The sequence below is a fragment of the Pseudoduganella flava genome (genome assembly GCF_007830495.1).
GTDB classification, from domain to species: domain Bacteria; phylum Pseudomonadota; class Gammaproteobacteria; order Burkholderiales; family Burkholderiaceae_D; genus Rugamonas; species Rugamonas flava.
The window spans coordinates 1-14,662 of record NZ_VLKW01000019.1; the positions used below are offsets into that span (position 1 = coordinate 1).

Consider the following 14,662-nt stretch of genomic DNA (forward strand, 5'->3'; position numbering starts at 1 on the left):
GCCCCACCAAACGCTGGGCTACCGCAGTCCAATCGAAGTCGAAAAACGGCACGCGATGCCAAATTAGACTGTCTACGGAATCCGGGCTATCTCAGTCTGACCCCGGCATTTGCCGTTGGTTCAAGCTTGCGATAACGGCGCCCCAACTGTGGTCAGAGAAGCCGGTAGACGACGAAGTCGCTGACCGCTGGCGCGATTCGGTCGTGAGCAAGTCGGCGGCTTCGGGCTGAAAACCAAATGCAAACCCTGGGGTCAGACCCGGCGGGTCTGACCCCGGCATTTGCCGTTGGTTTCAAGCTTGCGATATCGGCGCGCCAGGCAGGATCACGGAAGCCGGTAGACGACGAAGTCGCTGACCCGCTGGCGCGATTCGGTGGTGCGCAGGGCGAACAAGCCCGGGCCGATCCGTTCGGTGGAGGCGAAGAACTGAACGTTGTCGACGTACAGGCGGGTGCCGGCCGCGTCGACGACGATGCGCACGCGGTATGGCGTGTTCGCGCGCAGCAGCCACGGCTTGTCCGTGTATTCCTGCAGCAGCGGCCGGGCGCCGGTCGTGTCGTAGCGCCGGAAACGCGTCGTCGTGTTGCCGTTGCCGCCGATGCCCGCGTAGAACATCGGCACGCGGTCGTAGTCGGCGAACCTGCCGGATACGGGGCTCTTCACCTGCGCCTGCCAGAACACGTTCAGGTCCGACACGCGGTCCAGCGGGTCGGCTTCGTCCAGCACCGTGCGCGTAAACGCGATCTCGTAGTGGCCGTCCAGCGGTTGGGTGAGCCACACCGTCAATCCCTTGCGAGCCGCCAGCAGCAGCGATCCGTCGCGTGCCGTGACGGCCGTGGCGGCGTCGCCCGCTTCCGCTTCGACACGCCAGCGGGTCCGGTCGAACGTCCGGAAGTCGTCGCGCACCACCACGGGGCCGGGTTCGCGGGCGCGCCCATCCAATGCCAGCAATCCCAGCGCGCCGAGACCCCACTGGGCCGCCGAGTTGGTGGAGATGCGCGCCGCTTCGTCGACGTCGTTCAGCACATCCGGCGCACGCAGCCGCCGCACCGCGAAGTCGGCGTCGCGCAAGCCGACGCCGCCCGCCTCGAACTGTCGCCATGCCCGTTCCATCTCCACCGGATCGCGCGCCTGGGCGGCCGCATAACCGAGCAGCCGCGCATGGCCCTGCGACAGATTCAGCTTGCCCAGCTCCTTGCCGAGCGCCGCGCGCTGCGTCGCGCCGTCCGCGTTGTACCACCGGCAGTACTGCAGCCACGCCCGGCGGAACGCCGGTTCCGGCAATGTACGCAGCAGCTCGGCGCAGATCTCCGTCAGCCCGAACACGGCGGACAGGTGCGACACGGACAGCTTGCGCGACGTATCGATCGCGAACGCGCCCGTGTCCAGGTTCATCGTGCCGGCGCCCGTGAAGAAGCCGAAGGGCTGCGCGGCGATCGTCGCCATGCTGGCCAGCAGCCGGTCGCGCCAGCGCTTGTCGCCGGTGCGCTCCCACGCCGTGAACCACGCGCCCGCGATCGCGCCCCAGTCCGTGCCGAACTGCACGGTCGCTTCATTGGCGCCAGGCGCCGCCCGCGAGCCGATCTTCCGGCCCGGCACCACGTCGCGCAGCCGGCGCACACCGTCGACCTGCTCGGCCAGCAGGTCGCCGATGCGTTCGTCGGCCGTCAGGTAATACATGAAGCGGCGGTTGATCGCCGTCGAGATGCGCAGCTGCTTAGCGCTGTCGCCCCAGTGCTGCACGCCGTGCCGCGTACCTAGTGGGCTGAACCGGCCGATGTGATAAACGTCCACCTCGCCCGTGTGCCGCGTCATCGCCTCGGCGAAGCGGAACACGTCGGCGCGCCCGGAATGCAGGAAGTAGTGCCACAGCCAGATGTCGGTCGACAGCTCCGAGTTGTCCCACGCGAAGCCGCCGACATCGTAGCGCCACTGGTGGCGGCGCGGGTCGTACGTGTGCATCACGTCGCCGTAGTTCCAGAAACCGTACCAGTGCCGCTGCCCGGCCTGGTCGTGGTAGTAGTTGAACAGCTGCGCGAGGCGCGCCTGCAAAGCGGCGGCGCGCGGGCCGCCCGCCCCCGCTGGTGCCCCCGCTGGTGCCCAATAGTCGCTGAAGGCGCCCGCCGCATACAGGTGCGCGGCCGTCGGCACGAGCCGCGGCGGCTGCGCGACGCGGCGCGCCAGCGCGGCCAGCGCCTTGTTCGACGGCGTGGCCGCCAACAACGTCAGCGTCAGTTCACTGGTGCGCGCGATGCCGTACGGCGTGCCGAAGCCCGGTTCGTAGTCCTCGTACGTGATGTCCAGGCCCGCGCGCTGCTTCTCGTGCGTGTCCTGGCCCATGCCGTCGTGGTAGAAGCGCAGGTCCATCGGCGGCGCTTCCGGCGCCCACAGCCACATCGTCACGGTCGGCGTCGTGCCGGCAGCGCCGGCGATGTCCAGCTGGCTGGGATGGCTTTGCCAGAAGTTGCGCACACCGAAGGCCACGCCACCCTGCGTACCGCCCACGTAGCCGGTGCCCGCCGCACGGGTGCCGGCCGCCGCGCCGATCCAGCCATGGCCGGATGCCGTGCGCTTCTCGATCGCGTAGCCGTCCGCATTGGCCTGCACGAGACGGTAGTCGCCGAACGCCGGCACGTATTGCAGGCCGTCGCGCACGGCGGACGGCAACTGCGCCACCGGCGGCAGCGGCCGCCCCGCCACCTGCGCGGCGGCGAGATCGTCGCCGACGTCGCGCCGCAAGCCGGTCAGGCTCTTGACGCTTTCGGCAAACACCCCGCCACCGTCGGCCACGAAGCGCACGTGCCGGTCGTGCGCTTCGCCATCGAGCGCCACGCCGAAGCGCAGGCCGATGCCGCGCACGGCCAGCCTGGCGGGATCGGCATCGTAGACAAAGGTGTGCAGCACGCGCACCGCATCGCTGCCCTGGTGGAATTCAAGCCGCAGCGTGAACGGCAGCAGCGCCGCTGCCTCAGCCCCACGGTGGACACCCGTCAGCTTCAGCACGGCGCGCACGGGGCCGTCCTGCTCCACTTCCACCTTCGCCACCTCGCCGCGCCAGCTCTGTCGCTGCGTGCTGCCCACCTCGTCCTCGCTGACGGTTTCCGTGCGCAGCACCAGCGCGCCGTCGCGCAGCAGCGTGTGGCCGGCCAGCGCGAGCGATGAAAAGACCTTGGCGCCGCCGGCCGGCACGGTGGCGCGCAGCCGGCCCGTGTCGATGACGTAATCGCTGCCGGCCCGCGTGACCATGCCGCGTGCCGGCGCGCCGGCGGCAACGGGCCGCACTTCGTAGGACCTGGCCACCGGCCCGCTTCCCAGCGCATGGCCGGTCCATTTCAGCGAACCGTCCGGCCAATAGGCCAGCGGCCACGATTGCAGCGGGGGGCCGCTGCCGTCCGCGCCGCGCAGCGCGAAGCCGCTGCCCGCCGGGACAAGCCCCTGCGGCCACGGCACGCCGAACGCACCGCCGGAGAACGTCTCGGGTGCCACGTCATCCAGCCAGCGCAGCGGCGCGGCAAGCCCTGCTCCCAATTGCGCTGCCCGCGCGGGCAGCATCGTCATCGCGGGCGCGCCAGTCAGCAGCGCGCCCCATTTCAACATGGTGCGTCGGTCCATCGGTCTCCTTTATGGTCTGTCATGGACCGGCAGCGCTGCGCCGATCCATCCGGGCTAGTGTACGACGGGCTTACCGGATATTTCGATCAATTACGCGAGCGGTTGGTGCCGAGGATGTCGGCAGCGCGCCGGTCGCCGGCACATCGGCCTCCGTTGTGCGTCTGGTCGTATCAGTAGCGATAAGCGAGCGTCGCGCCCAGTGTGCGGCGTTCGCCCAGCCAGCCGGCAACCGAACCGTATTCGCCGTTGACGAGCCGTTTGTAGTACGCCTTGTCGAACGCGTTGTTCAGCCAGAGCGACGCGCTCCACTCGCCCTGCCGCAGCTTGCCCTCGGTGCCCACCGCGAACGCCGCCAGGCCATAGCCCGGCACTCGGGTGAACGCGGAGTCGTCGACGGTCCCGTACATCCAGCTGCGCCACGCGTAGCGCGCCGACACGAACGAGCGCAGGCCGTGCGCGCCCGTCCAGCCGTAGCGCACCGACGCATTCGCCGTCACGCGCGGCGCGTTGAACACGCGCCGGCCCGTCATGTCGCACGACGGCGGCGCGTTAGGTGCCAGCGTCACCTCCGGCGGGCAGCGCGCGTGCTCGTAATGGGTGTAGTAGGTATCGTTGAAGACGGCCGCCGCGTCGATGCGCCAATGGCGGTCCGGCGCCCAGCGCGCGCTGGCCTCGGCGCCGCGCGAGATGAACGTGCCGGCATTCATCAGGTAGACCTGCTGGTCGTCCGGGTTGTAGCCCTGCGTCTGGAAGTGGGCGATCTCGGTCAGGAACACGTCCGCCTTCAGCGTCAGCCGGTCGCCGGCCAGGCTGGCCTGGACGCCCACCTCGCCGCTCTTCGTCTTTTCCGGTTCGATGTACAGCGAATCGAGGCCGGCCTGGCGCGCGGCGCCGGCCGAGATGTTCAGGCCACCGGACTTCTCGCCATACGACGCCGCCGCATACGTGCTCCACCCGGCGGCCGGCCGCCACGTGACGGCGAGCGTCCCGGAAGGCAGCGTATGCTGTTCCTCCAGGTAGCCGGAGTTGAACGGCACGCGGTTGTAGCGCACGAAGCTGCCGCCCTTGCGCTCGACGTTGGCGCGCACGCCGGCCGTCACGTCCACCGTGTCGCCGACGTGCAGCGTGCCCTGCGCGAACGGCGACAGCATGCGGTCGCGCAGCAGGCCGACGCGGATGATGTCCAGGCCCTTGTAAGCGGCGCTGTCCAGCCATTGCGCCGGCGTGGCCGTGTTCGCGTAGCGCGTGTGCGCCAGCGTCTCCAGGTGCTGGCCCAGGTACGTGAGGCCGAATGCGTACTCGAACGGCTGGCCGCTTGGCGAATCCACGCGCAGCTCCTGCGACCACGTCTTGTCGCGTACTTCGGTGCCCGTGTTTGCGTAGACGCGCACGGAGAGCCCGTCGGCCATCGTCGGCTGCGAACGGAAGTAGCGCAGCGACGTTACCGAGCGCACGCGCCACCCCGCCGCGCTGCGCCACTCGGCCAGCGCCGAACCGCCGCCCTGCACGACGTGGATGCGGTTCTCGTCGTCCAGGTCGACCTCCGGCCCGAATACGACGTGGTTGCCGGCCGCCTGCGAATGGGTCAGGTACGTGTCGCGGCCGTTCACGGCATGCGTGGCGACGAGGACCGAGGTCGGTGCGCTGTTGCTGTTGTTGTAATCGGCGGCCAGGCGCAGCGTGAAACGTTCGCCGTCCTGGTACAGCAGTTGCCCGCGCGCGCCGTTCGACGTGCCGCCGTTCAGCCGGTTGCCGGTGCGCTGGTTCGTCACGGCGCCGTCGGCATCGCTGCGCATGACGTTCAGCCGTCCGGCCCAGTGCTGCGACAACGGCCCGGACACGATGCCGCGCACGCGCTGGTAGCCGTGCTGGCCAGTGGACACCGTCAGCGAAGCCTCCGGCACGAACGTCGGGGCGCGCGTCGAGATGTTCACCACGCCGCCCGTCGCATTGGCGCCGAACATCGTGCCTTGCGCGCCGCTCAGCACCTCCGCGTAGGCGATGTCGCCGAGGCTCGACAGCATGCCTGGCCGCGCCAGGTAGACGCCGTCCACGTACACGGCCACCCCGCTGGGCATGCCGATATTGCCGTCGCCGCTGGCCTGGCCGCCGCCGTCGCCAATGCCGCGGATCGAGATCTGCATGTCGGAAGGATCGGTGCTCTGGATGTTCAGGCCAGGCACGAGCTGCTGCAATTCCTCCAGGCTCGTGACGTTCTGTTCGTCGAGTTCATCGCCGCGCACGCGGTAGGCGGAGGTGGGCGCGCGGCGCGGATCGTCGTCCGGCTCCGTCCGGGCCTGGCGGACGCCGTTCACGGTGACGGTGGCGATCGCGCCCGCGGCTTCAGGTTCGGCGGCCGCGGCGGCGCAAGGAACGGCGGCCAGCACGGCCAATGCCATCAAAGTCTTTTGCAAGGGAATACCTCATGGAAGTCGTTGGTATTCCCTTGTGCGACGAGACGGCGAAAGCGTCAGTGCCGCGCCAAAAAAAACTTCAGGCGGCCAGCAATCCCCGCAGCGCCGGCACTACGTCGCCCAGCCTGCGCGCCTCGCACGTCGGCACCGCTTCCGACGCGTTCAACGCGCCGTCGGGGTTGAACCAGCAGCTGTCGATACCGAAACGGTTCGCGCCGAGGATGTCGGCATCGAGCCGGTCGCCGAAGATGATCGTGCCATCCTTGCCGAACGTGCGCGCCATCGCCGCCGCATGCTCGAAGAAGCGCACGTCCGGCTTGGCGTAGCCGCACGCTTCCGACGTGGCGACGAACGACACGTACGCATCGAGCCCTGACGCGGCGATGCGCCGGTTCTGGATCGCGTCGACGCCGTTCGTGACGATGCCGATTTCGCCGATGCCGGCCAGCGTTTCGCACAGCCGCGCGGCGCCGTCGATGAGGACGACGGTGTCGGAAAGCGATTCGAGGTACAGCGCGCTGGCGGCGGCCGGATCGAGATCGAGCGCGTGTTCGGCGAAGGCCTTGCGGAAGCGTTCGACCTTCAGGAACTCCTTGGTGACGGTGCCCTGCTCGAACGCGCGCCACAGCGCCACGTTGACGGACTGGTAATGCGCGAACAACGTATCGAGCGGGCCGGAGTGGCCCAGCGCGTGCAGCGTGCGCTCGAACGACAGCCGTTCGGAAGCGCGGAAATCCAGCAGGGTGTCATCGAGGTCGAACAGGAACAGGCGGTACTTCATCGGCAGGCGGTATGGATGGGATCACCCATCATATCACTGCACCGCCGGGCCGGTATCACGACACGCGTCGCGTGCCTGCGCCACGTACTTGCGCGCCATGCTGGCCGAGACGCCCAGCCGCGCGCCGATCGCCGCATGATCGAGCCCTTCGAAGCGGCTCATCGCGAATGCCTGCCGCGCCTTCGCGGGAAGACGCGCCAGCACGGACTCGAAGCGCGCCAGTTCCAGCGCGGCGGCGCACGTGTCCTCGGCGGACGCGGCCCGGCCCTCCGGGCGCGCGGCCAGTTCGGCCAGCCAGGTGCGCTCCAGGTCGCGGCGGCGCCAGAACTCGAATGTCAGGCGGCGCGCGATCGTCGTCAACAGCGCGCGCGGCTGGCGCACGTGGCGCAGGTCGTCGAGCGCGGCCAGTTCCGTGAACGCGGAGGCAGCCAGGTCCTCTGCATCGCTGCGCGAACCGACGACGCGGTGCACGCTGGCCGTAAGCCACCCATAACTGTGGCGGAACTCGCTGCCCAACAACTCGTTGCGCAGCGCAAGCAGGGATCCGGATGCGGCGGTTTCGAAAGCTGCGGATTGGAATGCTGCGGATTCGAATGTTGTACTCATACTGGCGCCCACTATAGAAGGGCAAGCCGCGGAGCGGAACGAACGATTTCGACTAAGCTTGATCGGATTTCGCCAAAGGCCCAAGGCGGGTTATCATTACGCCGATATCGATCAACGCTACCACCAACCCATGCGCCGCTGGCTGCTGATCCTCCTGCTGCTGATCTACCCGTTCCAGGTGTCCCTGGCACTGGCCGACGGCTGCTGCCTGGCGACGGCGGCGGGCGTGACGCATCACGCGGCAGACAGTAACCAGTCCGCCCAGCCGCAGGACGACGGCTATACCGGCGCGGCCGATCCGCATTGCGCCGCCTGCACGTTCGGCCACGCGGCCGCGCTGCCGCAGCTGATCGCCCCGATGCCGATGCCGCACACGCACACGCTGTCGCCCGTTCTGCCCTCCTACCTCCCCGCTTCCCACCTGCCCGGCCGGCCCGACCGGCCGCAGTGGTCCCCCGCCGCCCTCTGACGCGCGGGGTTCCCCAGCTTTCCCGCGCCTGATCCATCACATCATCAGGAGCACCCATGACACGACCGTTATTGACGGCCGTGGCGGCGGTATTCGTCCTGTGCCGCGGCCCCGCGTGGGCCGAGGCGCAGGCGCCGTCCCCGGCCACCCTGCTTGACCTGCCGGCCGCGCTGCGGCTGGCGGCCGAGCGCGATCCCACCTTGCGCGCGGCCGCGCACGAAGTCGCGGCGAGCGATGCCGCCGTCGACCAGGCCGGCCGCCTGCCCAACCCGGAACTCGCCTACCTGCGCGAAGGCCAGCGGGCCGGCACCCGCACGACCACCGTACAGATCAACCAGCCGCTGGAGCTGGGCGGCAAGCGGCAAGCGCGCATTGCGCTGGCCAACGGCGCGCTGGACGTCGCGCGCGGCGAGCTCGCTCTGCGCCGCCAGGCGCTGCGAGCCGACGTCACCCTCGCCTATTACACGGTGCTGGCCGCGCAGGAGCGGCAGCGGCTGGCGCAAGCCGCCGCCGACCTGGCCGCGCGCAGCCTCGGTGCGGCCGATATCCGCGTCGCGGCCGGCAAGGTCTCGCCCATCGAGGCGGGCAAGGCCCGGCTGGCCCAGGCCGAAGCGCAAGCGGCGCTGGGCCGCGCCACGGCGGAACTGGCGATCGCCCGCACCCGTCTGGCCGCCTTCATCGGCGCGCGTGCCGACGAGCCGCTGGCCAGTGCCGACGCGGCCGCCCTGCCCGATCCGGGCCCGCTCGCACCGTTGCTCGACCGGGCCGCGGATGGCCCGGCATTGCTGCTCGCCCGGCGTCAGGTCGTCTACCAGCAGGCGCAGACGGACGTGGCGAAGAGCGCTCGCGTGCCCGACGTGACCTTGACGATCGGCAGCCAGCGCGACGACCAACTGGCGCGGCGCCAAGCCGTCGTCGGCATCGCCGTGCCGTTGCCGCTGTTCGACCGCAACGGCGGCAATGTCGTGGCGGCGAGCGAGCGCGCCGCCAAGGCCCGTGCCGAGCTGGAAGCGGCCCAGCGGGACGTGACGGCCGACGCAACCACCGCCTGGCTGCGCTACCGGCAGGCGCGCGACGAAGCGCTGCTGATGCAGAACGGCGTCGTGGCCGATGCCGCGTCCGTGCACGCGCTGACGTTGAAGGGCTACGAGTACGGCAAGTTCGCCTTCCTTGACGTGCTGGACGCGCAGCGCACGCTGTTCGCGGCCCGATCGCGCCTCCTCGACGCGATGCTGGACGCCTGGCGCGCCCACGCCGACCTTGCGCGCCTGACGGGCGCCTTGACCACCGAATGAAGAGACAACAATGACGACCAACCAACGAAAAACCAGGCTGGCGGTCGCGCTGCTGTGCGCCGTCGCCGCCGTACTGGCCGCGCTGATCCTGTGGCGCCAGCCGGGCAGCGCGCCCGCCGGCGAAACTTCCGAGCATGCCGGCCACGCCGATTCGCACGGCCACGACGACCGCCACCCGGAACCTGCCGCGCCGCACACGGAACAGGAAGGCGCGATCGCGATGACGGCCGCGCAGGTGAAGGAAAACGGCATCGCCGTCGACACCACCCGGCCTGCGACGATCCGCGAAACCTTGCACCTGCCGGCGCAGATCAAGGTGAATGCGGAGCGCGCCGTGGCACTGGCGTTCCCCGCCCAGGGCATCGTGCGTTCCGTGCTCGTGTCGCCCGGCGACGCCGTGCGTGCCGGCCAGGGCCTCGTCGTGCTGCAAAGCCCGGATGTGGCGCAGTGGCGCGCCGACTACGGCACCGCGCGGCAGCGCGTGGCGCTGGCGCGCAGCGTGGCCGAACGCGAACGCAAGCTGTGGGACGAAAAGATCTCGGCCCGCCAGGACCTCGATGCGGCGGATGCGGCCCTTGCCGAAGCGCGTATCGGCGAACAGGCCGCCCGCCAGCGCCTTGCCGCACTGGGCATCGCGGCGGAAGGCGAGGCGCTGGCCACCGCCACGCTGCGCGCGCCGCAGGACGGCATCGTGATCGAGCGCCCCGCCGTGCCTGGCATGGCGATCGATCCCACCCGCCCCCTCGTCGCGCTGGCCGATCTCGCCCACGTGTGGGTCGAAGCGGCCATCCCGTCGGACAGCCTGGCGCAGGTCACGACGGGCATGCCCGCTTCCGTCAGCGCCGCCACCCTCGCGCAGGCGCAGACCGGCACCGTGTCGTTTGTCGGCCCCGTGCTCGGCGAAGCGACACGGATGGCCGTTGCCCGCGTCACGCTACCCAACTCTGGCCTGCGGCTGCGGCCCGGCATGCTGGCCACCGTCGACCTGCTTGGCCAGCCCGCGCATGCCCCCGTCACCGTTGCCAGCGATGCGGTGCAGACGATCCACGAACGCAGCGTCGTGTTCGTGCGCACGGCGGGCGGCTTCGCGGCGCGCACCGTCGTCACCGGCCGCTCGGATGGCCGCCGCACTGAGATCGTGCGCGGCCTGGCCGCCGGCACGCCGTACGCTGCAGCCGGCAGCTACCTGTTGAAGGCGGACCTCGGCAAGGCCGAGGCCAGCCATGACGACTGAGGCGCCCATGTACCAGCGACTCATCGAATTCGCCATTGCCCGGCGCTGGCTCGTGCTGTTTGCCGTGCTGTGCCTGGGCGCCCTCGGCATCCGCAGCTACCAGCACCTGCCGATCGACGCCGTGCCGGACATCACCAACGTGCAGGTGCAGATCAACACGGCCGCCCATGGCTATTCCGCACTGGAGGTGGAGCAGCGCATCACGTTCCCCATCGAGACCGTGATGAGCGGCCTGCCCGGTCTGGAGCAAACCCGCTCGCTGTCGAAGTACGGGCTGTCGCAGGTCACCGTCGTGTTCCGCGACGGCACCGACATCTGGTTCGCGCGCCAGCTCGTCACGGAGCGGCTGCAGCAGGCCAGGTCGCGCCTGCCCGGCGGCATCGAGCCGGCCATGGGCCCGGCCGCGACGGGCCTCGGTGAGATCTTCTACTGGACAGTCGAGGCCAAGGATGGCGCCCGCAAGCCGGACGGCACGCCATACTCGCCGGCCGACCTGCGCGAGATCCAGGACTGGATCGTCGCTCCGCAGCTGCGCGGCGTGCGCGGCGTCACCGAAGTCAATACGACGGGCGGCCACCTGAAGGAATACCTGGTGGCGCCGGACATGGCGCGCCTGGCCGCGCATGGCCTCGGCCTGGCGGAACTGGTGACGGCGATCGACCGCAACAACGGCAACGCCGGTGCGGGCTACATCGAACGGGGCGGCACGCAATTCGTCGTGCGCACGCCCGGCCAGTTGCGCACGCTGGACGAAATCGGCAACATCGTGCTGGACGTCGTGGCCGGCGCACCGGTGCGCGTGCGCGACGTGGCCAGCGTGGAACCGGGCCGGGAGCTGCGCACCGGCGCGGCCACCGAGAATGGCCGCGAGGCCGTGCTGGGCGCCGTGTTCATGCTGATCGGCGAGAACAGCCGCGCCGTGGCCGATGCGGCGCGCCGCAAGCTGGACGACGTGAACCGCTCGCTGCCGAAAGGCGTGCAGGCGCTGCCCGTGTACGACCGCTCGGTACTCGTCAACAAGGCGATCGTCACGGTGCGCAACAACCTCGTCGAAGGGGCGCTGCTCGTCATCGCGATCCTGTTCCTGTTCCTCGGGAACCTGCGCGCGGCATGCATTGCCGCGCTGGTGATTCCGTTCACGATGCTGCTAGTGTTTTCCGGGATGGTCGGTGCAGGTGTCAGCGCGAACCTGATGAGCCTTGGCGCGCTGGACTTCGGCATCATCATCGATGGCGCCGTCGTCATCGTCGAGAACTGCATCCGCCGCCTCGCCCATGCGCAGGCGGCCGCAGGCCGGCCGCTGACGCGTGCCGAGCGCCTCGCCGAAGTGGCCGCCGCCGCGGCCGAGGCACGCCGCCCGCTGCTGTTCGGCCAGTTGATCATCATGACCGTCTACCTGCCCGTGCTGGCACTGACGGGCGTCGAGGGCAAGATGTTCCAGCCGATGGCGCTGACCGTCGTGATGGCGCTGGTGGCGGCGATGGCGCTGTCCGTGACGTTCGTGCCGGCCGCCGTCGCGCTGTTCGTCACGCAGCCGGTGGCCGAGCGCGAGAACCGCTTGATGGAACGGGCCCGCGCGCTGTATCGCCCCCTGCTGGACGGCGTGCTGCGCAACCGCCCCATCGCGCTGACGTTCGCCGTGCTGGCGGTGCTGCTGTCCGCGCTGCTGGCCACGCGGCTCGGCACCGAGTTCGCGCCAGCGCTGAACGAAGGCGACGTGGCCGTGCTGACGATGCGCATTCCCGGCACGGGGCTGCAGCAATCGGTGCAGATGCAGCAGCAGCTGGAACGCACGCTGCTGCGCCAGTTCCCCGAGATCGAGCGGGTGTTCGCCCGCATCGGCACCGCCGAGGTGGCGACGGACCCGATGCCGCCGAACGCGGCGGACAGCTACATCATGCTGAAGCCCGAGCGCGACTGGCCGCGCCCGCGCAAGACGCATGCCGAACTGGTGGAAGCCATCACGGCGGCGGCCGCGCGCGTCCCCGGCAACAACTACGAGTTCTCGCAGCCGATCCAGTTGCGCTTCAACGAGCTCATTTCCGGCGTGCGCAGCGACGTGGCCGTGAAGGTGTTCGGCGACGAGACGGAGGCGATGCTGGCGACGGCCCGCCAGGTGGCCCAGCGACTGTCCGGCATCGCCGGCGCCGCCGAAGTGAAAGTCGAGCAGGTCGAAGCGCTGCCGACGCTGACCTTGCGGGTTGACCGCGACCGCGCCGCCCGCTACGGCCTGAACGTGGCCGACGTGCAGGAGGCGTTCGCGACGCTCGTCGGCGGCCGCGATGCGGGCCTCGTGTTCGAAGGCGACCGCCGCTTCGCAATCGCCGTGCGGCTGCCCGAAGGCATGCGCAACGACGTCGACGCGCTGCGCCAGCTGCCGATCGCGCTGCCGGCGCGCGAGGGCCGCAGCGCCAGCATTCCGCTCTCGGAGATCGCCACGCTGGCGTTCGTGCCTGAGGCGAACCAGATCAGCCGCGAGAACGGCAAGCGCCGCGTCGTCGTCACGGCCAACGTGCGCGGACGCGACCTGGGTTCCTTCGTCGCCGACCTGCAAGCCGACCTGGCGAAGTTGCCGCTGCCGGCCGGGACGTGGCTGACGTTGGGCGGCCAGTTCGAGCACCTGCAGGCGGCCGGCCAGCGGCTGGCCATCGTCGTGCCGCTCGCGCTGGCACTCGTGTTCGCGCTGCTGTACCTCGTGTTCAACAGCGTGCGCGATGGCCTGCTCGTGTTCACCGGCATCCCGTTCGCGATGACGGGCGGCGTGCTGGCGCTGTGGCTGCGGGGGCTGCCGCTGTCGATGTCGGCCGCTGTCGGCTTCATCGCGCTGTCGGGCGTCGCCGTGCTGAACGGGCTGGTGCTGATGACGCATGCTCGCGCCTTGCGCGACCAAGGTATCGGCCCGGAACAGGCGATCCGCGACAGCGCACTGGCGCGGCTGCGCGCCGTGCTGATGACGGCGCTGGTGGCATCGCTGGGTTTCCTGCCGATGGCGCTGGCCACCAGCACGGGCGCCGAGGTGCAGCGGCCGCTGGCCACCGTCGTCATTGGCGGGATGATCTCGTCGACGGCGCTGACGCTGCTGCTGTTGCCGGCGTTGTATGCGTGGGCGCACCGCAAGGAGGTGCGGGGCTGAAGAAACGGCGGCACGGCGGGCCGCGCCGTGCCGCAAGCGATCGCGCAGGGTCAGTCCGGCACGATCGCGCGGAACGTGATCTCGATCAGCTGTTCCGGGAACGCCAGGCGCGACACGCCGATCAGGTTGCTCGCAACGCCGGGCTGCGCGCTGCCATAAGCAGCCTTCCGGACGTCGCCCGCCACGGCAAAGGCGGCGTCCACATCCAATACATACAGCGTTTCCTCGACCACGTTGTCGAGCGTCGCGCCGAACTGCGCCAGCAGGCCGACGGCGTTCGCGTAGGTCTGGCGCATCTGCTCGGCCATCATGTCGAAGTTACGCGGTTTGCCGTGCTCGTCCACGGGTGCCGGCGCGACGAGGTTGCCTTGCTGGTCGTGGCTCAGCTGGCCGGAGATGTAGATCGTGTCCTTTACTTTCACGGCCTGGGTGTAGCCGTAGAGGTTTTCCCAGGCGACGCCCAGGTTGGCGGTCTGCTTTTGCAGTGGCGATGTATTCATGGGTTCTTTTCCGATTGGCGGCAGCCGCGCGCGGATGGCGGGCAGCATCGCGTGCAAGGATAGCCACCGCGTGACGGGCGTGCATCGTTCGGATTAGGGCAAGCGCCGTCTGCCTTTTTGCAGAAGCGCCCTGAGCAACCAAAAAATGGAATCTTCACGGAATGATGTCACTGGCGCCGGCAGCGGTTCCGTGCCGGCGGTCGGCGTCGGGTTCGCAGCGATCGGCAAGCGGTCGCGAAGCAGTGCCTCGTTTTGCCTAATTGCGCCTCGTTCCTGTCTCACCTTTTTCATTCGGGCGACGTTCTCCCTTCCTGCCGGGCTGCCGCCCCCCTTCGAGTGCGAGGCAAAAACGAGGCCGAACGCGACAAAACGAGGCAGTTGGCGCAGCGGTGCACGGCGCCGCCTCCCTCGACCTTTGCGTGCAGCCTTTCAAGCGCGTTGCCACGCCGGGCCGGCCAGGCGCGGAGTGCCTCGTCTTGCCTGTTCACACCACGCTAGTGCCCCACTTTTTCGAGTTCTTCACGGTTGATGTGACAGGCCTTCTTGGCGGCGCACGCGGTTCCTTCCTGGCGGCCGGCGCCGCGCCCGAGGCGACTGGCGTGGCGCAACGGGCTGGCA

9 protein-coding genes are annotated in these 14,662 nt (G+C 69.7%); 4 read left to right on the forward strand and 5 right to left on the reverse strand.

Going from position 1 to position 14,662, the window contains the following annotated elements; all coding sequences use genetic code 11:
- Positions 1-324 precede the first annotated feature (324 nt).
- The 4 genes from IP92_RS28820 to IP92_RS28835 form a co-directional block, all read right to left on the reverse strand.
- Positions 325-3,612, reverse strand: coding sequence for an exo-rhamnogalacturonan lyase family protein (locus tag IP92_RS28820; protein ID WP_199271880.1), 3,288 nt, complete (start codon positions 3,610-3,612; stop codon positions 325-327).
- Positions 3,613-3,782: 170 nt separating this feature from the next.
- The gene (locus IP92_RS28825; protein ID WP_145881979.1) at positions 3,783-6,026 is read right to left on the reverse strand and encodes a TonB-dependent receptor; all 2,244 of its coding nucleotides are present in this window, start codon (positions 6,024-6,026) and stop codon (positions 3,783-3,785) included.
- A 79-nt stretch (positions 6,027-6,105) separates the two neighbouring features.
- Positions 6,106-6,807 (reverse strand): YjjG family noncanonical pyrimidine nucleotidase, encoded by a 702-nt coding sequence (locus IP92_RS28830; protein WP_145881981.1) that lies wholly within the window; start codon positions 6,805-6,807, stop codon positions 6,106-6,108.
- Positions 6,808-6,840: 33 nt separating this feature from the next.
- Complete coding sequence (locus IP92_RS28835) at positions 6,841-7,323, reverse strand: sigma-70 family RNA polymerase sigma factor (RefSeq protein WP_229419024.1); 483 nt, start codon at positions 7,321-7,323, stop codon at positions 6,841-6,843.
- A gap of 220 nt (positions 7,324-7,543) precedes the next feature.
- Here IP92_RS28835 and IP92_RS28840 point away from each other — a divergent pair, with 220 nt between their 5' ends.
- Genes IP92_RS28840 through IP92_RS28855 form a run of 4 tightly spaced genes read left to right on the forward strand, consistent with a single transcriptional unit; the run spans position 7,544 to position 13,544 of the window.
- On the forward strand, positions 7,544-7,882 hold the full coding sequence (locus IP92_RS28840; RefSeq protein ID WP_145881986.1) for a hypothetical protein: 339 nt from the start codon (positions 7,544-7,546) through the stop codon (positions 7,880-7,882).
- A 56-nt stretch (positions 7,883-7,938) separates the two neighbouring features.
- The gene (locus tag IP92_RS28845; protein WP_145881988.1) at positions 7,939-9,177 is read left to right on the forward strand and encodes a TolC family protein; all 1,239 of its coding nucleotides are present in this window, start codon (positions 7,939-7,941) and stop codon (positions 9,175-9,177) included.
- Between the two features lie 10 nt (positions 9,178-9,187).
- A complete protein-coding gene (locus IP92_RS28850) occupies positions 9,188-10,411 on the forward strand; it encodes an efflux RND transporter periplasmic adaptor subunit (protein WP_145881990.1) in 1,224 nt (407 codons plus the stop codon).
- A gap of 7 nt (positions 10,412-10,418) precedes the next feature.
- A complete protein-coding gene (locus IP92_RS28855) occupies positions 10,419-13,544 on the forward strand; it encodes an efflux RND transporter permease subunit (RefSeq protein WP_145881992.1) in 3,126 nt (1,041 codons plus the stop codon).
- A 50-nt stretch (positions 13,545-13,594) separates the two neighbouring features.
- On the opposite strand, the gene IP92_RS28860 is transcribed toward IP92_RS28855, so the two are convergent.
- Entirely contained in the window at positions 13,595-14,044 is a 450-nt protein-coding gene (locus tag IP92_RS28860) for a RidA family protein (RefSeq protein ID WP_145881994.1), read from the reverse strand.
- Positions 14,045-14,662: the final 618 nt, after the last annotated feature.